At 45.9% G+C, this 26,874-nt stretch carries 25 protein-coding genes; 15 read left to right on the top strand and 10 right to left on the bottom strand.

The genetic code is table 11. The features are described from left to right. Positions 1 to 29: 29 nt before the first annotated feature. The 5 genes from FSB84_RS22490 (at position 30) to FSB84_RS22470 (ending at position 7,655) form a co-directional block, all read left to right on the top strand. A complete protein-coding gene (locus FSB84_RS22490; protein ID WP_130540113.1) occupies positions 30 to 1,601 on the top strand; it encodes a DUF5689 domain-containing protein in 1,572 nt (523 codons plus the stop codon). Between the two features lie 116 nt (positions 1,602 to 1,717). After that, positions 1,718 to 2,434: an endonuclease/exonuclease/phosphatase family protein gene (locus FSB84_RS22485; RefSeq protein WP_158644064.1), complete on the top strand. Its 717-nt coding sequence runs from the start codon at positions 1,718 to 1,720 to the stop codon at positions 2,432 to 2,434. Positions 2,435 to 2,448: 14 nt separating this feature from the next. Further along, positions 2,449 to 3,234, top strand: a complete 786-nt coding sequence (locus FSB84_RS22480) for an endonuclease/exonuclease/phosphatase family protein (RefSeq protein WP_130540111.1) — start codon at positions 2,449 to 2,451, stop codon at positions 3,232 to 3,234. A gap of 3 nt (positions 3,235 to 3,237) precedes the next feature. After that, positions 3,238 to 5,409 (top strand): alpha-N-acetylglucosaminidase, encoded by a 2,172-nt coding sequence (locus FSB84_RS22475; protein WP_130540110.1) that lies wholly within the window; start codon positions 3,238 to 3,240, stop codon positions 5,407 to 5,409. A 29-nt stretch (positions 5,410 to 5,438) separates the two neighbouring features. After that, positions 5,439 to 7,655, top strand: a complete 2,217-nt coding sequence (locus FSB84_RS22470; RefSeq protein ID WP_130540109.1) for an alpha-N-acetylglucosaminidase — start codon at positions 5,439 to 5,441, stop codon at positions 7,653 to 7,655. A gap of 69 nt (positions 7,656 to 7,724) precedes the next feature. Here the strand turns inward: FSB84_RS22470 and FSB84_RS22465 are convergent, their stop codons facing one another. After that, the gene (locus tag FSB84_RS22465; RefSeq protein WP_130540108.1) at positions 7,725 to 8,663 is read right to left on the bottom strand and encodes a hypothetical protein; all 939 of its coding nucleotides are present in this window, start codon (positions 8,661 to 8,663) and stop codon (positions 7,725 to 7,727) included. A gap of 325 nt (positions 8,664 to 8,988) precedes the next feature. Between FSB84_RS22465 and FSB84_RS22460 the strand changes: the two genes are divergently transcribed. After that, complete coding sequence (locus FSB84_RS22460; RefSeq protein WP_130540107.1) at positions 8,989 to 9,660, top strand: hypothetical protein; 672 nt, start codon at positions 8,989 to 8,991, stop codon at positions 9,658 to 9,660. Between the two features lie 109 nt (positions 9,661 to 9,769). Here FSB84_RS22460 and FSB84_RS22455 read toward each other — a convergent pair whose 3' ends face one another. Both FSB84_RS22455 and FSB84_RS22450 read right to left on the bottom strand, forming a co-directional pair. Continuing rightward, entirely contained in the window at positions 9,770 to 10,165 is a 396-nt protein-coding gene (locus FSB84_RS22455) for a hypothetical protein (RefSeq protein WP_130540106.1), read from the bottom strand. A 92-nt stretch (positions 10,166 to 10,257) separates the two neighbouring features. Then, the gene (locus FSB84_RS22450; protein WP_130540105.1) at positions 10,258 to 11,313 is read right to left on the bottom strand and encodes an SDR family oxidoreductase; all 1,056 of its coding nucleotides are present in this window, start codon (positions 11,311 to 11,313) and stop codon (positions 10,258 to 10,260) included. Positions 11,314 to 11,429: 116 nt separating this feature from the next. Between FSB84_RS22450 and FSB84_RS22445 the strand changes: the two genes are divergently transcribed. Next, entirely contained in the window at positions 11,430 to 12,251 is an 822-nt protein-coding gene (locus tag FSB84_RS22445; RefSeq protein WP_130540104.1) for an AraC family transcriptional regulator, read from the top strand. Positions 12,252 to 12,265: 14 nt separating this feature from the next. Here the strand turns inward: FSB84_RS22445 and FSB84_RS22440 are convergent, their stop codons facing one another. Together FSB84_RS22440 and FSB84_RS22435 are read right to left on the bottom strand one after the other, a co-directional pair. Beyond that, positions 12,266 to 12,682 (bottom strand): hypothetical protein, encoded by a 417-nt coding sequence (locus FSB84_RS22440; protein WP_130540103.1) that lies wholly within the window; start codon positions 12,680 to 12,682, stop codon positions 12,266 to 12,268. Between the two features lie 18 nt (positions 12,683 to 12,700). Continuing rightward, positions 12,701 to 12,883 carry a hypothetical protein gene (locus FSB84_RS22435; RefSeq protein ID WP_130540102.1) on the bottom strand — a complete coding sequence of 61 codons (183 nt, stop codon included), beginning with the start codon at positions 12,881 to 12,883 and terminating at the stop codon, positions 12,701 to 12,703. Positions 12,884 to 13,326: 443 nt separating this feature from the next. Between FSB84_RS22435 and FSB84_RS22430 the strand changes: the two genes are divergently transcribed. The 6 genes from FSB84_RS22430 (at position 13,327) to FSB84_RS22405 (ending at position 18,820) form a co-directional block, all read left to right on the top strand. Beyond that, positions 13,327 to 14,025 (top strand): phytanoyl-CoA dioxygenase family protein, encoded by a 699-nt coding sequence (locus tag FSB84_RS22430; protein WP_130540101.1) that lies wholly within the window; start codon positions 13,327 to 13,329, stop codon positions 14,023 to 14,025. 25 nt (positions 14,026 to 14,050) lie between these two features. Beyond that, complete coding sequence (locus FSB84_RS22425; protein ID WP_130540100.1) at positions 14,051 to 15,265, top strand: hypothetical protein; 1,215 nt, start codon at positions 14,051 to 14,053, stop codon at positions 15,263 to 15,265. Positions 15,266 to 15,305: 40 nt separating this feature from the next. Beyond that, on the top strand, positions 15,306 to 15,944 hold the full coding sequence (locus FSB84_RS22420; protein WP_130540099.1) for a M949_RS01915 family surface polysaccharide biosynthesis protein: 639 nt from the start codon (positions 15,306 to 15,308) through the stop codon (positions 15,942 to 15,944). 119 nt (positions 15,945 to 16,063) lie between these two features. Next, positions 16,064 to 16,951 (top strand): NAD(P)-dependent oxidoreductase, encoded by an 888-nt coding sequence (locus FSB84_RS22415; RefSeq protein WP_130540098.1) that lies wholly within the window; start codon positions 16,064 to 16,066, stop codon positions 16,949 to 16,951. 53 nt (positions 16,952 to 17,004) lie between these two features. After that, positions 17,005 to 17,802, top strand: coding sequence for a helix-turn-helix transcriptional regulator (locus FSB84_RS22410; protein WP_130540097.1), 798 nt, complete (start codon positions 17,005 to 17,007; stop codon positions 17,800 to 17,802). Positions 17,803 to 17,869: 67 nt separating this feature from the next. Beyond that, positions 17,870 to 18,820: a nitrilase family protein gene (locus tag FSB84_RS22405; RefSeq protein WP_130540096.1), complete on the top strand. Its 951-nt coding sequence runs from the start codon at positions 17,870 to 17,872 to the stop codon at positions 18,818 to 18,820. A gap of 3 nt (positions 18,821 to 18,823) precedes the next feature. Here the strand turns inward: FSB84_RS22405 and FSB84_RS22400 are convergent, their stop codons facing one another. Further along, positions 18,824 to 19,405 (bottom strand): YdeI/OmpD-associated family protein, encoded by a 582-nt coding sequence (locus FSB84_RS22400; RefSeq protein ID WP_130540095.1) that lies wholly within the window; start codon positions 19,403 to 19,405, stop codon positions 18,824 to 18,826. 143 nt (positions 19,406 to 19,548) lie between these two features. Here FSB84_RS22400 and FSB84_RS22395 point away from each other — a divergent pair, with 143 nt between their 5' ends. Beyond that, complete coding sequence (locus FSB84_RS22395) at positions 19,549 to 20,328, top strand: DUF3050 domain-containing protein (protein WP_130540094.1); 780 nt, start codon at positions 19,549 to 19,551, stop codon at positions 20,326 to 20,328. A 46-nt stretch (positions 20,329 to 20,374) separates the two neighbouring features. On the opposite strand, the gene FSB84_RS22390 is transcribed toward FSB84_RS22395, so the two are convergent. Further along, positions 20,375 to 22,243 (bottom strand): outer membrane protein assembly factor BamB family protein, encoded by a 1,869-nt coding sequence (locus tag FSB84_RS22390; protein WP_130540093.1) that lies wholly within the window; start codon positions 22,241 to 22,243, stop codon positions 20,375 to 20,377. Positions 22,244 to 22,522: 279 nt separating this feature from the next. Here FSB84_RS22390 and FSB84_RS22385 point away from each other — a divergent pair, with 279 nt between their 5' ends. Then, the gene (locus tag FSB84_RS22385) at positions 22,523 to 24,382 is read left to right on the top strand and encodes a tetratricopeptide repeat protein (protein ID WP_130540092.1); all 1,860 of its coding nucleotides are present in this window, start codon (positions 22,523 to 22,525) and stop codon (positions 24,380 to 24,382) included. A 59-nt stretch (positions 24,383 to 24,441) separates the two neighbouring features. On the opposite strand, the gene FSB84_RS22380 is transcribed toward FSB84_RS22385, so the two are convergent. The 3 genes from FSB84_RS22380 to FSB84_RS22370 are packed head-to-tail and all read right to left on the bottom strand — an operon-like array spanning position 24,442 to position 26,850. Further along, positions 24,442 to 24,942 (bottom strand): DUF2004 domain-containing protein, encoded by a 501-nt coding sequence (locus FSB84_RS22380; protein ID WP_130540091.1) that lies wholly within the window; start codon positions 24,940 to 24,942, stop codon positions 24,442 to 24,444. A gap of 9 nt (positions 24,943 to 24,951) precedes the next feature. Beyond that, positions 24,952 to 25,431 carry a YdeI/OmpD-associated family protein gene (locus FSB84_RS22375; protein WP_130540090.1) on the bottom strand — a complete coding sequence of 160 codons (480 nt, stop codon included), beginning with the start codon at positions 25,429 to 25,431 and terminating at the stop codon, positions 24,952 to 24,954. A gap of 54 nt (positions 25,432 to 25,485) precedes the next feature. Continuing rightward, complete coding sequence (locus FSB84_RS22370; RefSeq protein WP_130540089.1) at positions 25,486 to 26,850, bottom strand: phosphatase PAP2 family protein; 1,365 nt, start codon at positions 26,848 to 26,850, stop codon at positions 25,486 to 25,488. Between the last annotated feature and the right edge of the window lie 24 nt (positions 26,851 to 26,874).

Genomic DNA, 26,874 nt, shown 5'->3' with positions numbered 1-26,874 from the left:
AGAGTGATCAATAGTTAAAAAACAGAAGCATGAAACAATTAATTCTAAATATATCATGGATCAGTTCAGCACTGCTGGCATTGATGGGCTGCGAGAAGACCGGTAATTTCCCCGGCGCTGAAGTAAGCCCCTATGTTGCCATCTATGACCTGAGAAGTTATTATAAAGGTGATGACTATCCGCTTTCCAAATCTTCCATGCTGGGTTATACCAGTATTGCCGGCGTGGTAGTATCTGATCACAGGGGAAAGAACCTGCCCGCGGGATTGCTGATGGTGCAGGATAAATTACGACTGAACCAATTGCGTGGCATCACCATCAATATCGGCGCCGATGCAGAAAAATATGTACCAGGAGATTCCGTCACTGTTAACCTTGAAGGTGGAGTGATGAAACGCGTGGATGGATTACTGCAGGTGACCGGCCTTAGTGGCGCAGCCGTTACCAAAATAGCTTCCGATGTGCCGATCGCCATCAATCGTGTGCCCAGCAGTTATATCCTGGAAAATCCAGAGATCTATGAGAGTACAGAGCTCGTGATCGTGAAAGGTGGTTTCGATCCGATCCCCGCTCCCACTGAAACTTATAGTGGCGACAGAGTAGTGAATGATGGCTTCGAAAATTTTATATTGCATACAGAACCCGACGCTACTTTCGCCAATACACCATTGCCTGGTATGGCCAATTTCAAAGGGGTATTGCAATATGCTTCAGTTAACGGGAAACCCACGCCCCATCTGCGTATCAGAAGAGATGAAGATATTACGGTTCTCAGCTCTACCGTTACACAGGCTGCTATTGTGGTATCTGGTTTCGTGACCGATGTGGAAGGCACCGACCTTGACGGGGAATACATGCAGTTCCTGGCAACGCGTGATATCGATTTCTCAGTAACTCCATTCTCCGTTGTTACCAGCAACAATACTTCCAGCTATACGCCTACCGGTTTCCCGGTGAATGGATGGGCAACAGGTGGTTTGCGTAATTACAAGTTCAATCTCACTTCAGGTTTTGCAGCCAAGGGAACTTATTTCTATGTAGGCAATCTTTCCAAACTTATCAATGGGCAGAACTCCACCAGCATGGCGCATGCCAACTGGATCCTTTCCAAAAATTATGGCGGTACGCCCGGTGATGGATTCGGCCAGCAGAATACCAATCTCTTCATTAACAGTGGCACTTTCACCTGTGGTATTGCAGTGTTTGAAGGCACAACGGTTGATAAGAATTCTATTCCCATCGATGTGGTCTTCATCGGTTATAACGGTTCTGTACTCAATGCGAATGCCAATCCTCCCGTGGGACTGCGCATCACCAATACCGACTGGTATGATGTGGTGAACCCGGTAACGCTGGAATCACAACCGTTTTACAAACAGGGCTCCAATACGATCTGTCTCGCTTATGGTACACCGGCAGATGCTGGCTGGTTCTACAAAATGGGGGGCGTGTACAATGTGCGACTTGGCCGTTGGGTGAAAGCAAGAGCTCAGCGCGCGGTGGATCTCACCAAAAATTCCACGCTCAGTGAACTGGAAGAAGAATTCCCTCTGGGAGATGGCGTTACAGAAGGATTACAACCCACCAAAGTGATCGATTGATGCGGAGCTTTATTCTTTTAGGATGCCTGTTGATGCTTGGTTGCTCTGCACCAATCAATCGGGGAGCAGTCACTCGCCGGGAAGCGAGTGACAGTACACATCCTGAAAAACTGCGTGTGCTCAGTTATAATGTACTCACCGGTTTCCAGAAGAATCCGCAACAGGCAGATCGTTTTGTGGAATGGGTGAAAGTAGTGGACCCCGATGTGATCGGGCTGCAGGAACTGAGTACCTTTACCCGGGATTCACTGGAGCGCCTGGCTCACCGTTATGGGCATTCCTATGCCGTGCTGCTTAAAGGGAAGAATGCACCTGTTGGCATCACTTCGAAATACCCGGTCACCAACCTGGAAAAAATGACTGAAACCATGCACCACGGCTGCATTCATGCTGAGGTGAACGGGCATCATCTTTTTATCACACATTTGTCGCCATTCAGCTATGTCAAATGCCTGGAAGAAATAAAGGAGATACTAGACAGTGCGGCGAAGATCCCTTCAGGAAAAGGGATCCTGATCATGGGGGATCTCAATTCATTTTCGCCGGAAGACAGTGTACATTATTCCCCTGCCCGCAAATATGGCGTGGTGCAAATGCTGATCGATAAAGGATTTACAGATAGTTATAAAAAGATCAATAAGCCATTCGGATCCAGCTTCCCTACTGCTGCTTATGTTACGAAAGTGAAAACGAAACAACCGGTAAGGATCGATTATATATTCGTAAACAGTATTCTGGCAGAGAAGTTGATTACAGCAACCATTATCAGGGATAGCGTCACCGATCAGTTATCCGATCATTATCCCCTGGTGGTGGAATTCAAAGAAAAATAAATCACAATCAGAATATGGTAAGGCATACTGTGTACATTATTACATTTCTTTTGAGCCTGTTTTTTGGCAGCGACACCATTGCGCAGGAAGAACAGTCGCTGATCATCATGAGCTACAATATCCATCATGCCAATCCACCATCCAGGCCGGGATTGATAGACCTGGATGCGGTTTCAAGAGTGATCACTGAGAGCAAGGCCGATATTGTTGCCCTGCAGGAGGTGGACATGAATACCAAACGAAGTGGAAATGTGAACGAAGCGAAACTGATTGCTGAAAAAACAGGCATGCGTTATCATTTCTTCAAGGCTATCGATCATGATGGAGGGCAATACGGCCTGGCCATTCTCAGCAAACTGCCTCTGAAGAAACTGAAGCTTGAACGGCTGCCTCAAAAAGTAAAGGCAGAAGAAAGGATCCTGGCGATGGCCACCATCAAAACAGGAAAACAGAAATTCATTTTTGCCAATACACACCTGGACGCCAGTAAGGACCATTCCAACAGAAATCTGCAGATGCAGCATATACTGGACCATTTCAAAAACGAAAAACTGCCGGTGGTACTATGTGGCGATCTCAACAGTGTGGCGGGCAGCGATGCCATTAACCTGCTGGACACGGCATTCAAACGTACCTGCATCGACAATTGCGCCGGAACGGTGCCTGTTGAAACACCGCGCCGTACCATCGATTATATTGCAACAAAGAACTGGAACTGGTCGCTGATCTCATATGATGTGATCGCAGAAACATATGCATCCGATCATCGGCCTATCATTGCTACATTCAAAATCAGGTAACCTATGAGGGTATTCACTCGATTGCTCTTTTGCTGTGTTGTTTTTTCAGTAAGCCTGCAAAATTTCGCGCAGCAAAAAAATGGACAAACTGTCGATGCCAGCCAGGTTGTGGACGCATCCAAAGCTGTTCTGGAACGCGTAACAGGGAACAGGATCACAAATGTGAAGATAAGTTATGCTGCTACTGCCAATGGGATCGACAGTTTCCGCGTGAAAGCAGAGAACGGACAACTGACTGTTTCGGGAAACAGCGTATCTGCCATTTGTTTCGGTTTCCATCAGTACCTTAAAAAATATTGCAACATTATGTATACCTGGAGCAGCGGGACCATTACTCCGCCTGCCTCCTGGCCCAACGCAGATCTCATCGGCGGAACGCCTTACCAGTATCGCTATTATCTCAATGTGGTCACTTTCGGTTATACAACTCCGTATTGGGACTGGACCCGCTGGGAAAAGGAACTGGACTGGATGGCGATGCATGGCATCAATATGCCATTGGCCACCGTTGCCAGTGAAGCCATTGCTGAACGGGTCTGGCTGAAACTGGGATTGAAGAAAAAAGATATGGACGATTTCTTCACAGGCCCTGCACACCTGCCCTGGCATAGAATGGGAAATCTGAACAAATGGGATGGCCCCATCCCTGACGGATGGCATAGCAGTCAACTGCAATTGCAAAAAAAGATCATGGGCAGGATAAAAGAGCTGGGCTTCACACCCATCACTCCAGCCTTTGCGGGTTTCGTGCCGCCGGCATTTGCGAAACTGCATCCGGAGCTGAAACTCAATCCGCTGAAATGGGGCGGATTTGCACCTGAGGATAACGGTTATGTATTGTCGCCCGAAACAGACTGGTTCAAAAAGATCGGTAAGCTGTTCATCGAAGAATGGGAAAAGGAATTCGGAAAAAATAAATACTACCTGGCCGACTGTTTCAATGAAATGGATGTACCGGTAGACAATGATCATCCTGAAAAGAAATACAGCTATCTCGCCAATTACGGAAGGTCTGTGTACGAATCCATTATCAGCGGGAATCCGGATGCTGTATGGGTTACACAGGGTTGGACCTTCGGGTATCAACATAAGTTCTGGGACAAGCCCACTTTGCAATCGCTCCTCTCCAAAGTGCCCGATGATAAAATGATGATCATCGATCTGGGGAATGATTATCCTCCTTACGTATGGCATATCGATCCGGTTTGGAAAACACATGCCGGCTTCTACGGAAAACAATGGATCTACAGCTTCGTTCCCAACTTCGGTGGTAAGACGCCTTATACCGGCGTGGTATCTTTTTATGCCTCCGCACCTATCGAGGCATTGAAGTCGCCTTATTCCAAAAGCATGATCGGTTATGGTCATGCACCTGAAGGCATCGAGAACAATGAACTGATCTATGAGCTGATCTCCGATATGGGCTGGACCAATACAGAGATCAACCTGGAAGACTGGGGACTGGAATATTGCCGGGCAAGATATGGCGATGCGAATGCATCGATTTTGTCCGCCGGGCAGGCATTGTTTTCTTCCTGTTATAATTCCTTCGGGTCCTATCCCCGCTTTGTATGGCAAACAGTGAAATACGATACAAGAAGAAAAGGATCAGTGAACGATGACCCCGCTTTCTTCAAGGGCGTGAAGGATTTCCTGGCCGCTGCGGATGTGATGAAGGGAAACAAAATGTACCGGTACGATGCCCTGGAGCTTAGTTCCCTCTATCTCGGACTGAAGGCTGATGAATATTACAAACAGGCATTGCAGGCTGATTCCGCAGGCAACGATGCATTGAAAACATCCCTGGGCAATAAAGCCATGTTGTTGATGTTGCAGGTTGATTCATTACTGGAATCGCACCCGATGAACAGGCTGCAAAGCTGGGTGGATTATGCGCGACTGCATGGAAATAATGAAAAAGACAAAGACTATTACGAGTCAAACGCAAAGCGTCTGATCACTACCTGGGGCGGATTCCAGGATGATTATGCAGCGCGGATCTGGAGCGGCCTGATCAGGGATTACTATGTGCCGAGAGTAAGGGAAACCCTGTTCAATAAGAACTTCGATCGTAAGAGCTGGGAAGAAAAATGGGTGACCCGTCCGGGCATCAGCAAAATTTCCCCCTATCCGGATCCATTGCAAAAAGCGATTGAGCTGGTAAATCAAAACTAAGATCCACCGCATACAATATCAGGAAAATTATGAATGCTAAACGAATGGTGCTGGCTATTACTTTGATAGCCATGCTGGCCCTGAATGTACAGGCCGGAACCCCCAACAGTAAGAAAGCAGAAGCAGCTGCCTATAGCCTTGTAAAGCGTATTCTCCCTGCCAGGCTGCATAGCAGCTTTGAAGTGAAGATCATCAATACAGGAAAAGGGAAAGATGTATTTGAACTGTATTCGAAGAACAACAGGATAGTACTGGCAGGTTCCAATGGAATTGCCATCGCAAGTGCGTTGAACTATTATCTGAAAAACTTTGCCCGCTGCGATATCGGCTGGAACGGCACTAACCTGAACATTCCTGATCCATTGCCACAGGTGCCAGCAAAGGTTGTCAGCAAAACACCTTACGATTACCGTTACTATCTAAATTATTGCACGTTCAATTATACCATGAGCTGGTGGGATTGGACGCGATGGGAGAAAGAAATCGATTTTATGGCGTTGAATGGCATCAATATGCCGCTGGCGCTGACCGGACAAAATATCATCTGGCATCGCGTTTACAAGGGCCTTGGCTTTTCCGAAAAGGACCTGGAAGGTTTTTTCAGCGGCCCTGCTTATTTCAACTGGTTCTGGATGGGCAATCTTGATGGCTGGGGCGGCCCGCTGCCAATGAGCTGGATGATCAGTCATGAAAAACTGCAAAAAAAGATCCTCGCCCGTCAGCGTGAGTTGGGCATGACGCCGATCCTGCCTGCATTTACAGGACATGTACCGCCGGCATTCAAAGAGAAATTTCCCAATGCAATGCTGAAGCAAACCAAATGGTCCGGATTTCCGCAGGTGTCCATTCTGGATCCGAATGATCCTCTGTTCATAGAGATCGGAAAGAAGTTCATCGAAGAACAAACCAAAACTTTCGGAACAGATCACCTGTATTCTTCCGATACCTTCAATGAGAACAAACCTCCTACCGACGACAGTACATTCCTGAGTGAAGTAAGTAAAAAAGTATACCAGGCAATGTGGTCCGCTGATCCGAAAGCAAAATGGATCATCCAGGGATGGTTATTTCATTTTCAGGCAAATTTCTGGAAAACGCCACAGATAAAAGCATTGCTGAACGCAGTGCCGGACAACAAAATGATCGTGCTCGATCTCTGGAGTGAGAACAATCCTGTCTGGAATAAGACCGAGGCTTATTATGGCAAGCCCTGGATCTGGTGCATGCTGCATAATTTCGGCGGCAATATCAGCATGTATGGACGAATGGATGAAGTAGCGCTGAAACCTGCTTCCTTATTGAATGATCCGGCAGCCGGCAATCTTTGCGGGATCGGTCTGACGCCTGAAGCCATTGAACAGAATCCGGTGATGTATGCGTTGATGCTGGAAAACGTATGGCGTGATCAGCCCATTCATCTCGATGAATGGCTGAAGGATTATACCACCCGCCGTTATGGAAAAGCCAATGCCAATGCTGAACAGGCATGGGTGGTGATGAAGAATACCGTATACAATGCAGGGGTTTCCAACGGTGGCCCGGAAAGCATTATAACGGCACGGCCCACCTTTGCAGAAAAAGCCGCCTGTACAAATACGAAAAAAGGATATAAACCCGGAGAGTTGTTGCAAGCCTGGGACCAGTTATTGGCAGCGTCGGATGAGCTGAAACAGAGTGAGGGTTACCGTTATGATCTCACCGATCTCACGCGCCAGGTGCTCGCTAATTATGCGGATACGCTGCAGCGCAGTTTTGCCGCGGCTTACCTGTCGGGCAAAAGGGAACAGTTCCGTCAATTGTTCAAACAGTTCATAGGTGTGATCGATGATATGGAAGCATTACTGGCTACACAGGATGATTTCCTGCTCGGACGCTGGCTGAACGATGCGAAGAAATGGGGAACGAATGCTGATGAAAAAGCGCTCTATGAAAAGAATGCACGCAACCTGATCACGCTCTGGGGCGATAAGAATAGCGGATTGCATGAATATGCCTGCAAACAATGGTCAGGCATGCTGAACGATTTCTACAAACCACGGTGGATGCAATTCTATGCAGTTGCTGACGCCGTTTTCGATAATGGTAAAGCATATGATCAGAAAGCTTTCGAGAAAGAAATGAAGGAGTGGGAATGGAATTGGGTGAATGAAAAGAAAGATTATCCAGTAAAGGCAACAGGAAATCCAGTAGATGCTGCAAAGCAGCTTCATGGAAAGTACCGTGAAATATTGCGTGCTGCTTACTGATAATGCAGTATGCTGCCAGTGGCCTGCCCTCCGGCGGGCGGCTGGCAGCTCTACAATTCTATTCAGTATTTAGTTTGTTACTTTTTTGATCTTTCTGAAATACTTTAATGTTCTTCTGTTCACATATTCCCTGATCCTGATGTATTCTGTGGAGGAACTGCTTTCTACTGCTGCTGTAGCGGTTTCCAGTTTTTCCAGTTTAAGGGGAATATTGATGGTGCTATCCGTACAGATCTCACCATTGAAAGTATAAGGAGATAATTTGACGGAGTAGTTCGTTTTTACTCCATCGGCTACTTCGAAGGTTCTCCGTTGAGAGCTGACAACAAAGCTATCAATATCCCTTAATTCTCTGCGTGCACCCGAGGTTTTCGTTTTGGGTATCCTTGTTTTTTTCTGACGGACCAATACCAGTTCAGTCACCACTTCTTTCAATTTTGTTTTTGCTTCGCATTCTATTTTTACTTCATCAGCCGGCGTGGAGATATTCACTGTTGGGCAACCCGGACAGGGCTGTTCAGGATAGAAGGCATTGCCACAGGCTGTGAATATGTAGAGAAAACAACCATCAGGTCCGGTGATTTTCCATCCTTTCACCCCCTCCTGCCCTTCGGGCACCAGTTCCGCATAGAGATAACCAATCTGTTTATTTTTCTTGTATCCAAGCATGCCACGGGTTCCAAATGGAATGGTCCCGAAATTCAGGTTCTCTTCAGTAAGATCTGCTGTGCCATTGCTGAGGCCGATCTGCTGAAGCAGTTCATTGAGCTCATCCAGGTCTTGTTTATAGATTTCTTTGCTCAGGCAGGTTTTGATGGCATTGAGGAATTGCTGTTTGGTGCGGACATTACGTAAACATTTTATCTGCGGATTATTACCCAGGCTTTTGATGGGTTGCGGCAGAGTGCCTGATGGCGGGCTGAATAGAACATGACTTGAATTACATTTTTTCTGTGCAATAAGGGTTGACCCGGAAATGATCAGGAACAGGCATAATAGTGCTTTCATAATAGCTGGTTTAAATTTAGCAGTAATGGCGAATGATGAGGAAAAGCACAATCAGCGGTATTTTCCGGAGGGTGAGGATTATAGAAAAATACACAGAAATCACTGAAAGGGCTCACCGTGTTTTAACGGTTTTGTTGATATTGGAATAATGGACATTGAGGGCACAATAAACCCCGCTGCTATAGCGGGTTGTGTATTGTATAAAAATAATATGTTATGAATGCGGCCAGTTTTGCCGGAAGGCGGTTCATACAAAATATCCCGTATTTGAGGGATGGTGGACTAAAGCTATTATGTTCAGTTTTACATTTTAAATTACTGCAACATGAGAAAGCTGTTCCTGATCATTACCATCCTATCATCCATGGTTAGCCGCGGTCAGGTTATAAAAGAAACCTCTAAACCGGTAACGCAACAGAAACCGGTGAAGCTGGCCCCTCATGCTTCGGAGAAAAATGCAACGCCGGTTGCACCACTGAATCCCGGACCATCGGTTGTGCCTTATTACCTGCGTGCAGCCACTGTAGTGATGTATACCGGCAACGATAATAAGGAGATGCTTTCAACTATCAGCATCACTCTATCAAGAAAAGGAGAAAAATTGAATACTATCACGAATGGACAACCGAACCCTGATGTTCCGCTTTTCGCCTCCTCTCCTTCACAATTACATAAGAATACCGAATTCAGGATCAATACTTCGAATGATATTGTATTGCAAAGCCTGTTTACAACTCAAAACAGTTTGCATGAGCTGGGCATTGGGCAGATAGAAAAAAATGGACTGCGCCTCACTATCAGGTACAGCCCCAATTTCATGGCGGATGCCTGGAAGTTGGATAAGGTTTCACTGGTATTACGTGTGCAGGATGCCAATGGCAATTCCCACCCTGCATTGGATTACAAGGTGATCCGCTTTCCCAAATCCCAGCTTATGACGAACGACAAACGCGAGCTGGTATGCGAAACGGATGGCGCATTTTTGCCCACACCCTGAACCGGGAATTCTCTATTCACAGGATACACATCACTATTATCGTTTTCCATCTTTACATTTTGAAACAATCAAATTTTATCGGGCTGTCGGATGGTTGATTGAGCAACAACTAACTAACCGGATGCTTCAATTGCTTGTTTTCGAACCAGGCTAATCCGCCAACTACCAGCACCTGAAGAATGAGGAAGATCTTACCCGGGATGGTTGCGGGTTTAAAATAAAAGAAGAGTAATCCTATACTTATTAATGCCCATATCCAGTTGGCAAGGATCAATAGTCTGAGCATCCTCACAGAGATAACTGTCTGGAGGGCCAGGCGTAAAGCCAGCAGGGCATATAGTCCCGTTATGATGCTTACTGTGAGGATGAATTGCTGTGAGAAGCCCAGGAAGCCTGTCAGTGGCTCGCTGAAAAGAATTCCAACCAGAGCGGTGGAACCACCCAGGATAAAGTCGAGCCATAATATTTGCCGGAGGGCCCGGTTGTTTTTGATTGTATAAGGCATGAGTGGAAGTATTGATGAAAAGTGGAATACAAATGTAAGTCCAGTTACAAAAAGAAAGAGGCGGAAAACTGCTTCTTTTCGAATAATTGCAATCATGGAATGATCTTTTTATTCCGCAATTCATCGAATAACTTGTAGAACATGGTTTCAGTTTCTATATATTCATGAAAACCGGATCGCCGGGATTTGCTGCTGTCTGCGAACATATCATAATCCCATCCGAAAACGAAGTCCCCGAATGTCCATGAGGAGACTGCTTCCCATGAATGTCCTTCAAGGTTGTATTTTTCCTGTATCGATTTCCACAATTCTTTTTTATCTGCCATGATCACTTGCAGTTGCATGGGTAAAGGCGGCGCGGTTTCAAGATTGAACCAGGCCGCCAGTTTAGGCCAGAGCTCTTCCCAGCGAAAGAGATCGCCATTGGTGATATTGAATGCCTGGTTGGCACCACGTGGATCAGTAGCTGCCCAAACAGTGGCTTTGGCGAGGAGCCCTGCATCAGTCATTTCGAGAAGTTTATTATAAGCGCCGGGTTTGCCGGGAAAACGCAATGGTAATCCCAGTTCTTTAGAAATGCTCGCATATACAGCAATTACCATAGCCAGGTTCATTGGATTACCAGTGGTAGCTCCTCCAACTACCGATGGACGGATGGCGGACCATGTCCATTTTTTCCCTTTTTGTTTTTCTTCCAGGAATTGTTGCTGGTCTGCATTGAATTCCGGTGGCATATGCGCGGCATCAGTTTCACGTGCAGGCGTTTTGAAAGGACCGAGATGTGCGCCATAAACTTTGTAGCCCTGCATCAGGCTGATATGATGCAAGTCACTGGCAACAGGTTCTATTACCTCCACCACATTGACCAGCATGGTCAGGTTGGGTGGCACCAGTTCTGCCCAGCTGGACCGGTCCTGATAAGCTGCATAAAAAATATGTGTTACATCAGTGAGCTGTTGCAGCTTTTCTGATGTTTCTTTTTTGTTCAAAAGGTCCACCGAAATATAGCGGAGCCTGTCACTGTTTTGTCCTCCTTTCCGTGAAAGTCCGATCACCTGCCAGTTATCCAGTGTAAGTAAATATTCGATGAGACTGCTGCCTATAACTCCATTGGCGCCTGCTACCAGCGCTGTATATTTTGATTTCATCTGATTCTTTTTGTTTGATTTTCTATAAACGGGTGGCCAACCTCAGGATGTAAAATTGGAAAAAAGCAACTTAAAGGGCTTTGTATAATTCCGCGTATTATTGGTAAATTGCCGGCATGAAGCAGTACAGGCAATTTGAGCCGGTTTTGGTTTCCGATTTTGAAGTGAAAGAATGGCATCACCCTGTTCACACACACAATCATTACGAGATCATCTATATCAGCAAAGGCAAAGGTATTCATCATGTGAACCAGTCGTCACTGGCCTACGGCGCCGGTAACGTATTCTTCATCGGACCAGATGATGAACATTACTTCGATATTCATCAAACTACCCGGTTCGTATATGTGAAATTTACCGATGAATACATGCATCAACTGGATACGCATTATTTCAGTGGCATCCGCCAGCTGGAATACCTGATCAAACGAAGGGACGTACATTTTTCCGGTTTTCGATTTTCTTCGTCGGACCAGCAAACAGTGAATCATCTCTTCAGGGTGATCATGTCACTGAAAGATGATCCTGCAGGCAATGAACACCTGATCTGGATGCAGTTGATCTCCATTGCCAGCATCCTTCAGAGGAACTTGCCGGAAATGATGGATACAGCAGGCCAGCCGAAGAATATGCAGGCCCTGTTCTGCTATATCCACAAATTCATTTATTCGCCTGCAAAATTGCGTGCTACGGTACTGGCAAGGCAATTCAACTCCACTGAGGATTATATCGGAAGGTACTTCAGGAAGCATGCAGGCATAACATTGAGAGATTACGTGCAGGAATATCGCAACACCCTGATCAGGAAAAGACTTGACAATGGGGAATACAGTCTGAAACAGATCGCAGCAGAATTTGGTCTCACGGATGAAAGTCATGTGAGCAAATTATTGAAGCGTCCTGAACCGAAGCGGCGGAAACGAAGTGTTGGAAAATGAGGAAAGGAAGAGTATTAGTTATTGAAGACCATGTTAAACATGCTGCTATCATTCAACCATTGATCCATGATGGAGTAGATGTATAAAAACATTGGAATGGAAAAGAATAATCCAAAATACAGGATCAATGCCGGCATAAGGATATGCTCATATCTTCTTACCATTGTTTCAATACGGTTGGTATTGAAAAGCCTCCTGTAAACGATATTGTACAGAACAACCGCCAACACCGCAATGGCTGCAAAGATGAACCATCCATTGATATGGAGATTCAGGTATTTGTAATTGAAATATTTCACAACAGGGACCAGTAGACTGAGAGCAAAAAAAAGATAGAAAGCAGTCAGGTATCCGGTAACTCTTCTGGCTGCATTGTATGGATTCCTGTATTGAAAATCTTCATACAATTTGGCGGTAAAAAAGTCAAGCATAGTGAAAAGGTTTGAATACTAATTTACAGTTTTTGTTTGTGCAAACAAACCACTCCGGTAGTTACTGAAAAACAGGGCCGCCACCAATACAACAACCAGTATCGATTGCATGGCAACCCTGAACATTTGTTTGGCCATAAAGCCAACTACTGCTGCTAATAGACTGTGCTGTTCACCGGGAGCAGCAGCTCCTTCTTCCACCAGACCGAAATGATAAAATTTGAATTAAGTATAATATTCCGGGGCAATGGTGTAAGTGATCTGATCGTGAAGGATTACGTAGATACCGCCAATAAGCGGGGCCAGCAGCAGGATGAGGAACAATACCAGAACTTTATTTACCATTGTTGCGAATTCCCGGAAACAAATTAATAAAAGTTTCGATCCCGGAAAATGTAAAAGAAGAAGCAGGATCCGCGGACAGCACGCTTTCTTCTGATATGCATCAGGGCTAATCGCATGTTTGGTTGCCGGGCTCCTGCTTTACGGACACTACTGATTCTAAAACTACATACGCTCACAGGGGATGAAGATCCCGCCGTGCAATTTTGCTGGACAGGTCAAAACTATTTAAACACTCTCTTTCTGCGCACCGTGTTTTAACCCAATTAGCGATAAACGGATGTTAGTATTATCTTCATGTCATGAACGGGTTCAAGAAAAATGGTTTCGCTATTCTGAATGATTTCTATTCACCACAGGAAGTAAGTGAAATGGTTTTGGCAATAGAAAATGCAATGAGCAACAGGCCAACATTCCGCAGGTCAAATGATCTGTTTGCCATCAGGCAGGTATTGAAAGAAATCCCGCAACTGATAAAGCTCGTTTTGGATGAAAAGCTCAAAAAGTTGATCACTGCTACATTTGGTGAGAATTATTTTGTGTCGAAATCCATTTATTTTGATAAACCCGGAAACTCCAATTGGTTTGTAGCATATCACCAGGACCTGACCATCTCCGTGAGAGATAAAGTACTGACAAATGGGTTTGGCCCATATACTAAAAAACAGGACCAATTTGCTGTTCAACCACCAGTTGCTTTTCTGGAGAAAAATTTCACTGTCAGGATCCATCTCGATCATACAGATGAATCCAATGGGGCACTGCGGGTAATTCCTGCTTCTCATCTCGCGGGTATCCGCAGAATGGAGCAGGTTGATAATATGAGCACAGAACAGTTCTGCTGTGTGAACGAAGGTGGCATCATGCTAATGCATCCGCTCCTGTTTCACGCTTCGGGGAAAAGTACGGCCGCTCAGTCCAGGAGAGTATTGCATATCGAATTCAGTAACCAGGAACTTCCGGCTGGATTGCATTGGTCTGAAAGAATCAACTATCAATAACTATACTTTTTTTCAAAACCTTCCGATGAAAGAATATAAACTCTCCAAAGGTTGGGTGATCACCACTTTTTTCATTGCCACACTTTTTATTGTCCTGTTTGCCTGGCTATGTATCTATTTGCAGCAGCAGGCAATGATCGAAAAACAAATGCCTGTGTTAACCTGGATCATTCCATTGGGGTGCCTGTTCCTGGTATTGCTGATGATCTACGCCATGTGGGATGCCATCAAAGGAAGATTCGTGATCACCGGGAATTCTGTTTTTACAGAATATCCGTTTTCCAGAAGGGAATTATTGTTCAGTGAGATCAAAGGTTACCGGGTAGACGATCAATACATCCACATTCTGCCAACTACACGTGAAAAAAAGAAACTAAGGATCAGCAAATATTATGGCAGATCACAGGAGATCATTGCCTGGCTGAATACTCGTTATGATGATGTGGATGCACGGGAATCCTATAATGAATACAGGGAGATGATGGACAATGAGGAGTATGGAAGAACAGAAATTGACCGGGCCGAAAAGCTGGAAAAAGCTAAAAAGACGGCATCCTTCCTAAACTTCACAGGTGCTATTGCCGGTGGTTGGATCTTCTTCTGGCCGCAGCCCTATAAGCTGGCTGCCACTGTAGCCATTTTGTTTCCCCTGATGGCTGCTTTGATCATGAGGAAATACAGCGGCTTGCTACGCCTGGATGTGAAAGACAAAGCTGCTTACGGAAAACTGAACTTCGCATTTCTGGGACCTGCTTTCGGCCTGGCGCTTGCAGCATTGTACGAATTCAATATTTTGAATTACGATAAGATCTGGCTGCCGGCAATTGTGTTGACCATCATTTTGGGCGGACTTGTATTTTCCGGCAGGAATCTCATGCCTACGAAAAAGAATGGTGGCGCCTTTGTGTTTTTTCTGATGATGTTGTTCTATTTCGGATATGGCTTCGGCGCCATCACTGTAATCAATTGTGGTTTTGATGATTCCGCTCCTGAAACAAAAAAGGTAACTGTCACAGACAGCAGAAGCAGTAAAGGGAAGTCTTATTCTTATTACATCAGCGTCCGTAATGGGAATGCCACGGATGGTCCCCTGGAATTGAAAGTGCCCAGGGAGATTTACAGTACAGTTCAAAAAGGAGATGAAGTATTGCTGGACTTTCGCAAAGGCCTGCTGGAAGCGCCCTGGGTGAATGTACGAACATCAGACGGGAGTGTTTCGGCAGTTCATTCGCATCGCTAGAAGCCTTTGCGTATTTAAAGCAATTTTCTATTTTCGTTACATGATTATCCGTATACCTGTATTTTTCATTTTTCCTCTTTTCTATTTTTCTTCAATTGCTCAGCAACCTGACCCTGCCAGGCTTCTTTCAAGAACGGAAATGTCCGCCAAATTCGGGGATAGTTTACAGTTTGAAGGCATGCCGGTATTCAGAGCATACCAATACCAGGATAAAGGTGGTGTATATGAAGTATTGCTCTGCGAGGACAATGCCACTATTAAAGAAAACGATACAGCCAATACAAAACTCAAAGCCGTTTGTTTGATCAGTGATCATGGCGGATTCATGGAAAAATGGAAGATCAGCGATTGGCTGGTGCATGAACCGAAAACGGAAAAACATATTTGGTTCTGGAGCAAATATTCCAGTTTTACAGATCTCGATGGAGATGGATACATCGATCCTGTGATCGTTTATGGCAGTAACACGGAAGACGATGAAGTGCAGAGAGTAAAGATCATCACCATTCACAAAAACAAAAAATACCCTGTGCGCGCTGTTGAATGTGTACTTGATTATTGCCGTCATCTCAGCTTCGATCCTAATTTCAAAACACTCCCCGCCTCTATCCGGCAGTATATCGATAAGCTGATGGCAAAGCTCAGGAAAGAACAGGATCTGATCCTTCACGAAGGATGATACGCTGAAATGCCCACCAGCCGGACAGGGAAGAATTATTCCCTGCCTGAATAAATCCTCCCTTATTGTTTGAGCGCCTCCCCTGCCTGAATTTTACTCCATCAAATCAAAAAAAGAAAATGATGGAAAAGAGAATTCTGGAAAGACGGATTGCTGTTCTTGGACTTGGACAAATGGGACGCAGGATGGCTGAAATGTACGTAGAGCAAGGTTATCAGGTAACTGTGTGGAATCGAAATCTTTCAAAAGCAAAAGATCTCAGTGGTGTAATAGTAGCAACATCTGTAGAGCAGGCAATTGCAGACAACGAGATCATCATCATCTGTGTACTGGACAATAAAGCTGTATCCGACATTCTGGGCCAGGCAGGTGAATTTGTTTTCAGCAAAAAAACGCTTATCAATCTCACTACCGGAAACCCTCAGGAGGCAAAAGAACTGGAAAGCAGACTTACAGCGCATGGTGGCGTTTATCTCAATGGCGCCATTCAGGTAGCTCCCGAACAGATGGGGCAACCTGATACTACTATACTGATGGCGGGCAATAAAGAGAGATTCAATGAAGTCAAAGCAGCACTGGATGTATTGGGCGGCAATATCAAATTCCTGGGAGCGAATGCGTCCGCTTCACCTGCGATGGACCTGGCAACACTTTCATGGGTATATGGTTCTTATATCGGATTGCTGTATGGAGCGGCCCTGGTGCAGGCAGAAGGCATGCAATTGCAGGACTTCAGGGATATTGTTGGAGAGATAGCGCCTTCCTTTGTTGAATTTTTCAGGCATGAAGTGAATATGATCCAGGAAGGCAATTACAATATCACGCAGAGCCCGCTGATCATCAGTGTGGGCGCCACGCAACGGATTGCTGAGGCAGCATCGGCTGCTAAACTGGATACTGCATTCACCAACGTAATGGCCGGACTGCTTCAGAAAGCACAAGCAAGGGGATTCGAAAACCAGGAAGTTACTGCGGTATTGAAAGTGATCAACACCCCGGAGAAATAAGGCAATGATCGCCGGAAGTTGATCTATCTTTGTGCTGATGCAATAATGAAAAAATGCAATTGCCTCCATCTCCCCATATTGCACATATCGTAAAGCATTACCTTGTGCTGAAAGCAGGCGGTCACGGGGATTCTGTGCACCGTTTGTTTGCAGATGGCAATACGGGTATTGTTTTCAATCTTGCAGCCGCATCCCTGAAATCAAGCAGCGATGCGGCTTCAATGCATAGTTGCTGGTTATATGGGCAATTGAACAGCTTCCGGGATCTTACTCTCAGTGGCTCTATCCATTGGGTGATCGTGGTATTGCAACCATACGGTGCTTATCATCTCTGGAATGTGCCTGCAACGGAATGGAAAGACAGTTTCTTTCCGGCACAGGAAGTATTGGGCAACGCTGTTGAGAACATAGGCAGCCGTTTGCAGCAAGCTGCTTCCGTAAGTGATTGTATCGGATTGCTGAACGCATGGCTGTTCCGGATCTCTGAAAAAATGAAACAACCTGATCCCCTGATGCTGCAGGCCATTCAGCAGATCAGGGCCGGCAAAGGCAGTCTTCCCGTGCATGTATTATTGAAACAATTGCAGGTGAATGAACGGATGCTGGAAAGAAAATTCAAACTGAATACCGGCGTCACACCCAAACAATATTCCGGTATCGTGCGGATGAATGCAAGCGCCAGAAAATTGAAACAGCTGCAATACAAAGAAAGCCTCACCGCCATAGCTTATGAAAACAATTATTTCGATCAGGCGCATTTCATCAAAGACTTCAGAAAGTATACAGGCATCACTCCCTGGCAGTACCAGCACACTGTAGCTCCCCTCGCACTCAATTTCCTGCGATTATAAGACTTGTCGGTTTTTTACAATCGGCAACAAAGTGTACATATTAATTTGCGTCCATAACTGAAAAGTAATGGAACCGATCAAAATAGCCACTGCACAATTCGAGAACCGGAATAATGATAAAGCCTGGAACCTGCAACAGATCAGCAATCTGGCGGCAGCAGCCAAATCCCGCGGAGCGCAGGTGATCGCTTTTCATGAATGCTCTGTTACCGGTTACAGTTTTGCCAGGCATCTCAGCAGGGAACAGTTGTGGGAAATTGCCGAGCCCGTTCCGGATGGAAATAGTGTGCAGGAATTGATACGAATTGCAGGAATGCACGATATTATCCTGCTGGCGGGTTTGTTCGAGAGAACGGAAGATAAAAAAATGTACAAAACCTATGTATGTGTGAATGGTTCTGGAATGATAGCGAAATTCCGGAAGCTGCATCCTTTCATCAATCCCTATCTCACTCCCGGTAATGAATACCTGCTGTTTAACCTGCTGGGATGGAAATGCAGTATCCTGATCTGTTACGACAATAATATCATTGAAAACGTGAGGGCCACTGCCCTGCTCGGCGCTGATATCATTTTTATGCCGCATGTAACCATGTGTACGCCTTCACCCAGACCTGGTGCGGGTTTTGTTGATGCTTCACTCTGGCTTGACCGGGAAGCCAATGCCGAAAAGCTCAGGGAGGAATTCGATGGTCCAAAGGGACGAAGCTGGCTGATGAAATGGTTACCTGCCCGGGCATATGACAATGCTGTGTATGCTGTGTTCTCCAATCCAATTGGCATGGATGATGATCAGTTGAAGAATGGATGCTCCATGATCCTGGATCCATTCGGCGAGATCCTGGCGGAATGCAGAACACTGGGAAATGATATTGCCATTGCAACGTTGACGCCGGAAAAGCTCACGCTGGCAGGCGGCCACCGGTACAGGAATGCAAGACGGCCGGAATTGTATGGCGCCATCTTAGCTGCGCCACATCAGCCGGTACAGAAAGTAGCGTGGATAGAAAAGAAATAAGATCTACTGCAATTGTTTTGGTTTTAGCCCTTCGTTCCCGTTCTCTATTAGTGCAAGGATCCTCTTTTCCCTGGTTTCCTGTTTTTGAGCAAGCACCAGCCATTTAAGCGCGAGTTTTTTATCTGACTTGCTCATTGTTTCGAAGAATTTTTCCGCTTTTCTATTTTTCCTGAATGCGGCCTGCAGGTCTGCGGGAACTTTCAATTGCTCCACTTCATCCATGATGGACCAGTAACCGTTGGCCCTTGCAGCCTTGATGCTGTTATGTCCCGCGGGCATCATCAGTCCGTCCCTGATCAGTCTTTTTACTCTTTCCTTATTGATCGGTGACCAGGGGCTTTTAGGTTTGCGGACAGTGAAGGATTGGATGAAATGCGCTTCATCGTAACTGCGGGTGGTACTGTCGATCCAGCCGAAGCAAAGGGCTTCTTCAACGGCTGCATCATACGGCAGTCCGCGTTTTTCCGGGTTTTTCTTTGCGATCTTCACCCAAATGGTAATGCCGGTTTTTTCGTGGTTCTTTTCCAGCCACGACCTCCATTTGGTTCGGCTGCCCGGATCGATGATGGTGATTTCTTTAGTCATACCCAAAACTAAAAGTTCCTGGTGACAACCTTATGTCAGTATAATTCAGGAAATCAGAAATATTTTTTGCTGCCCGGCCAATACAGCAGAATAATAACTGGGATTGAATGGGCTGTTGATGTACATTTGCGCAAATTTTGGAAATGAACAGTAATATCGAGAAGCTCCGGGGAAGCGTGGAACCTTTGAAGCAGGAAATCATCAATCACAAACTCTACTCCGTAATCGAAAACATCGGGGATATAAGGACCTTTATGCAACACCATGTGTATGCGGTATGGGACTTCATGAGCCTTCTCAAATCTTTACAATATAATCTTACCTGTACTACTATTCCCTGGTTTCCCAAAGGAGACGCGGAAACAAGGTATCTGATCAATGAGATCGTTACGGGTGAAGAATCCGATGTTGATCCGAACGGGAAAAGAATGAGCCATTTTGAGCTTTATATGCAGGCGATGGAGCAATGCGGAGCGTCAACAGAGCCGATCAAACAGTTCATTACAACATTACAGGAAAGCAGCAACCTGTTGCCCGCATTTGAAGCATCCGGCCTGCCCTCCACCGTGCGTGATTTTGTTACCTTCACTTTCCATGTGATAGCTACTGACCAGCCTCACCTGCAGGCGGCTGTATTCTGTTTTGGAAGAGAAGACCTGATCCCGGAAATGTTCCATTCCATTGTGAACGATATCAGCGAAGGCACTCCGGAAAATATTTCACTTTTCCAGTATTATCTCAAACGCCACATTGAAATGGACGGCGGCCTTCATAGTGAGCTGGCCCTGCAGATGGTAGCCAAACTCTGCGGTGATAATGAAGAATACTGGCAGCAGGCAGAAGCTGTTGTAAAGGCTGCTCTTCAGTTCCGCATCAATCTCTGGAATGGTGTGTATGATGCCATCGTTGCAAGGAAAAATTAAAGTCAGCCTTTAACAGACTGACTTTGATCACCGGCAGCGGATTCGTTTATTGGTTCAGGTTATATCCCTGTACAAATTTGTCTTTGATCACCACGTACAATTTATTCTCGGCTTCATCGATGATATAGGCAGGATCCTTGTCGCCAAACGGAATGCTGGCAAGGGTTTTGCCTGAATCTTTATCTATTTTCACAAGCCCTGAAATACCTTCCAGGCTGGTAAGGATGAAGATGGCGTCTTTCGATTGTTTGGTGGCGTTATATCTTTTACTGGCCAGTTCAAACACGCCGGCAGAGGCAACGTCAGATGCTGCGGAGCGTTTGTAGGCAGAAGAGCTTTCATCCTGATAGAGCTCATAGTTATTGGCGATGGATTTACCGTTCTGATCTTTCATCGGGCGGGCACGCAGGGATTGCAGGCCGCTAACGGCAGAATAGGCGCCGGCTGCATAACCAACTCCTTTCATCAGTCCACGTACGCCTTTGCTCAGGCCCGCTTCCCTGAAATTATTATTGTAGAGCATTTTTCCGTCGAAGTCCACCATGGCAGTATTCTGCAATGAGCTGATGAAGTAGCCATTCTTACGCACTTCGATGGAAGCGAGTTCCCTGTCTTCATCATAATCTTTCAATGGGAACTCCTCATTCAATATGCTCATATTGCCATCGGTAAGGCTGAAAGAGTTCAGCTTGTCGTCTGAATATACCAGCAGCCTGCTTCTCTCATTATCGAAGCCAAAGGCAGGCCGCTTCTTGATCTTGATATCCCTTTTCCATAATTCCTTTCCTTTATCGTAGCCTACCAGGTTGGCGCGTCTTTCAGTGAAGTAGAGAATTCCTTTTTCTGTAGGTTCGATCATTACGGTAGGATCACTGAGGTCGAAGGTCCAGACTTTCTTTCCTTCATCGTTGATGAGGTAGAATTTTGTTTCTTTTTCCCTGGCGCTGATGGCGAGCAGTCCATACGGGGTGATACGCACATCATTGATATTGTCCAGCCCGCTCTCCTTTTTCCAGCGCAATGCTCCGGAGGATGCATCAATGAGGTTCACGCCCTCTGAATGTTTCAGGATATAAGTATTCTGGTCGTAAGGAACAAGGCCATTGCATTTGCCGTTCAGTTTGAGCAGTTTTTCACCGTAGGCACTGTTGCCGTTGCTGGTGTTGAGAAGGTCGATACGGTTCTCGTATGCAACAAAAAGGTTGCTCTGATCATATGTGAGCAATGCATGATCGATATTGTCCTTGAATTCTTTTTTCCATACCTCGGTGCCGTCTGCGCTATTGATGCAGGTTACCACTTTTCGATTCACGATGATCATATTACCGTTCCTGTCTACCATGGGTGGGATCTCCAGCACGCTCATCATTGAGCTGGTCCATTTTTTAACCATCTGGCCGAAACCACCGCTGCGGGATTCTCCCAGATCCTTAGTCCATCTTTCCTTTCCTGTGCTGAAGTCAAGGAGGGAGATGAAATCCCTTTTTCCTTTTTTTCCATCGAGGAGGAGTCCGCCCAGTTTGTAAAGAGGGCGCTTGCTGTAGATCTTCATGTCGGCTTCCTTGCTGTTGAAGATGATCTTGCCGCTTTCGGATTCAATGATGCTCAGCTGAGGCGTTCCCAGTCCAAGGGATTGTTTTGTTTCCACGATGAAGTACGGCGTACCGGGGATGTTCTCGAATTTGTCTTCTGTTGCGGAGCCCAGTTCTTTGATCTCCCAGTTGATCTTTTTGGTCTGTGGATCGATACCTACGAGGTTCTGGTCTGTTGCAGCTATCAATGAGCCGGTATTGCTCTGCTGCATCCATTTGATCTTTGAGATGGTTGTGCCCAGCTGGAACTCGAATTCCGGTTGTACCTGGGCGTTAGTAACCAGTGCTGTTAAAAGGGAAATGGACAATAATGCGCTTTTCATGTGATCAGGTTTTTGGGTTTATTAAGCGCGGGGAAAATAGTGAGCGAAATGTAATTCTGCAATGCCGGACTGCCGGTTTTTGGGTATTAGTTGTGTGAACTTTGCGTTTAGTATACAAACTTCTTTAATTTCGCCTCCCGGGAAACCAGTAGATTTCACTACCTGAAACAAGGTAACTGATTGAAAATTAACGTAATTGTGCACAAAATCCGTTGCCTTTTTCTAGTCGTGGAATGCTTAAATTCCTAGTTTTGACGTTAGAAAAAATTCCTGAAACACATGATACGTAGTTTGTCAATTTTTGTTATCCTGGTGCTTACCAGTGGGGTGGTTTCACGGTCTTTTGCTCAAAGCGGCTCTAAAGCCGAGACTGCCCTCAATCAATTAATGGAAGGAAATGCAAGGCTGGCCAAATCCACTGCCGATGAAGCGATCGCTTCGGACAGGAATAACTCCCTGGCCTATGCGGTACGCGGGAACTCACTCACCATGATCTCCGGCTGGAAAAGCGGTCTTCCCGATCTCGAAAAAGCAACTAAGCTCAGTCCTGATAACGGACTCTATCTCTCGATGCTCGCCGATGTTTACAATGGACTCGGACAGGAAGCGAATGCCAAAAAAGCAGCTGAAAAAGCGTTTGTGGCTCTCCGCTCTCCCAAAACCGCTTTCGATTATTTTGCACGCGGTACCGTGAACTCCCGCCTGAACAGGTCCGATGAAGCGATCGCCGATTATACTGCGGCCATTCAGATGAAACCGAATTTCGTTCGTGCCTATGGCAAGAGGGCAGGCATTTATTATGATAACAAGAAAGCAACTGAAGCGATCTTCGATTACACCATGTGTACGAACCTCTCGCCCGATTACACGGCTGGTTTCTATTATCGCGGCCTGATCTATATGGACCAGGGCAGGTACAAAAATGCGATCGAAGATTTTTCCAGTGTGATCAAGGTGGATGCATCTTATACTGATGCCTATCTCAACAGGGGTATCAGTTCCGCCAACCTGAGGAACTTCAATGATGCACTCTACGATTATGAAAAAGTGGAAAAGCTGGAGCCAGACTACTGGCAGATCTACAATCGTAAAGGCCATATTTATTATCAGCAGGAATACTGGCAGAGTGCGGTGCAGGAGTATACTACGGCCATTCAGAAAAAGCCAAAGGAAGCCATCTCCTACGTTTACAGGGCCAATACTTATTCAAGAATGGGCGATGCGGAAAAATGCCTGATGGATTTCCTGATGGCGCAGAATCTCGATCCTAAATTGAGTGATGTTTACCTGAACCGTGGCAATGTTTTCTACAATGCAGAAATGTATGAAGATGCTTTGAAGGATTATAAGAAAGTGATCGAACTCAGCCCGAAATGGTCAGGTGCTTATTTCAATGCTGCGCTTGCACTGCAGGGAGATCAAAAGTTTTCCGAAGCGATCAGTTATTTCCAGAAAGCTATCGATATCGATCCAAAGAATTTAGATGCCTACCTGAACAAAGCCTATGCTTTTGATGCCCTCGGCAACAAAAAAGCGGCTGATGCTGAACGTAAGAAATATGTGGAGATGGGTGGTGAACAGCAGGCCGTAGGTAAAAATGTGTACAGGAACATGTATCCTGAAATGGAGTTCGATGCCAACCTGGCGAAAAGCAAGCTGGAACGTGGCAATTGCACCATTCGCGGAAGGGCATGCACCAAAGTGGATGGAGGCATCTACTATGCAAAGGGTGTAAAAGTGGTCCTCTACCCTGTTACTCCTTACCTGGAAGCGTGGTATGAGTTGCGCGAGAAAAAAGAAGGAAAGAGAACGGGTGTATTCATGTCAAAAGAAGCCAGCAGGTATAAGATGGAGGTCACCACCGATTACGAGGGGAATTTCCAGTTCCAGGGATTGAAGCCTGGTAAATATTTTATCCAGGTGATGCACGAATTCAACCAGGCAAAAACTGCCAGGATCTACACCGGCTCTGATGTTTCCCAGAACGGACCTGTAAGGACCACCACCAATTATTATTACGATCAGGATTATACAGTAGCCAGATCAAAGAGGCTTGAAAAATTTGTTGATATCAAGGATGCCGGCGACAGCAAACGTGTTACGCTCGCCAATGGCGTTATCAAAAGCTGTACCCTGTAAGAGCAAACATTACAGTTTTGAGTAAGAAGAAGCGACCCGGCAACGGGTCGTTTTTTTTATCAGCTTTCCATCGTCATGTATTCGAGTACACCGTACTCATCTGTGTTGATCACCACCAGGTAATCTACAATATCCTGTCCGATGGTGTAATCGAAAACAGCGAACTGCCCGCCACCGTCTGGGTACAGTCCGATCCGCACCAGGTGCAGCTTTTCTGCGATCTGTGCAATCTGATCTTCGGGATCTGCATCAATCTGGATCAGGCGTGCCAGTACATCTGCTTCTAAAACTTCTTTCAGGTATTCCGCATATTCTCTTACGGTATCATCATCGTCATCATCCAGGCTATCCAGTATATAACGGTTATTCCGGCTGAGCCAGTCGGGGATGTTCCGAAGGAATTTTTTTACAGTGAGCAATCGCTCTTCATCGATGGTATTGTTCTCGAAATTGAGATCGACAGATACTGTTCTGGAGTTGTGCTGAAAATCTGATTCATAATATTCTTCAACGGAGGCAGTGTTGATGGGGCCGAAGAATGGAAGTTCAACAATGGGCATGATTAAAGATTATTTTTCTGATTGGATGCCGGCAAGCTGGTTGATCATTTTAGCCATCCGGTCTGTTCTGGTTGCTATTGTTTTAGCGGAGTAGATCCATTCGATCATGGCCTTTTTTTCTCCATTGGTCAGCTGTATGAAGGCCTTTTGCGCAATGGGCTCATCGGCCAGGCATTCCTGTAGCTCTTCTGGTATTTCTGTAGGAAGATTGTCTTCATATAAGATGATATGCACCATATCACCTTCTTCTTTTTTTATCTTTTTCCTGATGGCTGCTTTAACGGGAAGGAACAATCCGCCCTTTCCCATGGGCATCAGGTGTGCAGCGGCAAACTCAATGCCATCAATAGTTCCCCGGACGCGGATCATGCCGAAGGCTTTCTTTTTTTCCATTTTTACATCCGGGATCAGCGCGTATGTCCAGCCTCCCCTGGCCTGAAATCTTTCCAGTTTGTATTTTTTGTTCACCAATGGTTTTGCAGTCACCATAAAAGCAAATTACAAAAAATCATAGTTCAGTCACATTAAAACCGTCGCTGTGCATTACCAGAGAATGGCTGTAAGCGCCAGGCCGAATGTGATATGATTGAAGCTGATCTTTTCCGTGGCCAGATCAGAGAAGCTTACATGACCATTCTGGTCCACGTCGTGGATGATATCGAATTTGAAATCGTGTTTGGAGTGGAAATAGTTGGTATAGGCTTTGAGACCAAGGTTGCGCCCGATCCTTTTCATTATGCCCAGCCCTGAGGACCAACCGAAGGCCCGCTCAGGTTTGTAGCGGATATAGGGTAATTCTTTGGCCTGGAAAATATCCTGGAATTCTTCCCGCAGGGGAAGCATGATATTGCCTTCAGCGCCCACGGAAGTACCGGCCAGGAATTTACCGGTGATGAACCAGTTGCGGGGCAATGGATAATTGAAGAAAGGTCCGGCATGAAGATAACGCACACCCATAGGCTGAGTATAATGACCTGTACTGATAATGGGGATATCCGGATCATCAAAACCGGCATTGTTGTCGTTGATAGGAAAGCTGGTAAAGGCAAACTCCGCTCCCACTCCGATGTTCCGGTGAAAGAACCAGGCTCCTTCCACACCGAGATTGAATCCATTGGTAGCGTAAACATCACTATGATGTTTCATGAGGTCTTTGCTGGTCATAACAGCGAAGCCTATACGCATTTCAACGAAGCTCGGTTTCCCGTCTACCGGTATGGGATCTTTGTGCAGGATGGGCCTGGCGCCTCTGTCTTTAAACACCTGGTCTGCGATCAGGTAACCCACTTCAGTGGAAAGAATGCCGATGCCCGCACCGGCCAGTACGTCGGAGATCCAGTGGCGGTTGTTCATCTGCCGGCCAATGGCGGTAGCGGTGCTGGCTGCGTAAGCGCCTACGCTGTAGAGCGGATTACGGTACTGCCCGTACTCTTTGTGAAGGAAACTGGCATTCATGAATGAGTTGGCAGTATGGCCGGAAGGGAATGAATTGTTGGAACTTCCATCGGGCCTTTCCACTTTGGCTGTGTATTTAATGGTATTCACGATGGAGCCCATGATCACGGCGGAGAATGCATAGGAAACAAAGGCGCGTTTAACGGTATGTTTTCCTTTTACCCCTGCTGCATTCAATCCGAAAACGGTTACAGCAGGCAGGTATTGCAGGTAATCATCGTAATGATGACGGAATGTGGGAATATAACGGTTCCTGAATTTCCTTACTTCACCTCTTTGGTTCCAGGTAAGTGCGCTGGCTGCAAAGAATCCCGCTGGCGCCAGGGAAATGTTCACTGTTTTGCTATGCCAGAAATCCTTTTTGGGTGCAGGTAAGGTATCGGGCAGATCCTGTTGGCCAAAAAGGTAAGCAGTGCAAAAGGTCAGGATGGCCGTTGCAATGGTCTTCAGCATGGTTTGGTTGTTTGTATATGACGG

It is taken from the genome of Pseudobacter ginsenosidimutans (assembly GCF_007970185.1).
In the GTDB taxonomy this organism is placed as follows: Bacteria; Bacteroidota; Bacteroidia; order Chitinophagales; family Chitinophagaceae; genus Pseudobacter; species Pseudobacter ginsenosidimutans.
This window is presented reverse-complemented; position numbering and strand designations above follow the sequence as displayed.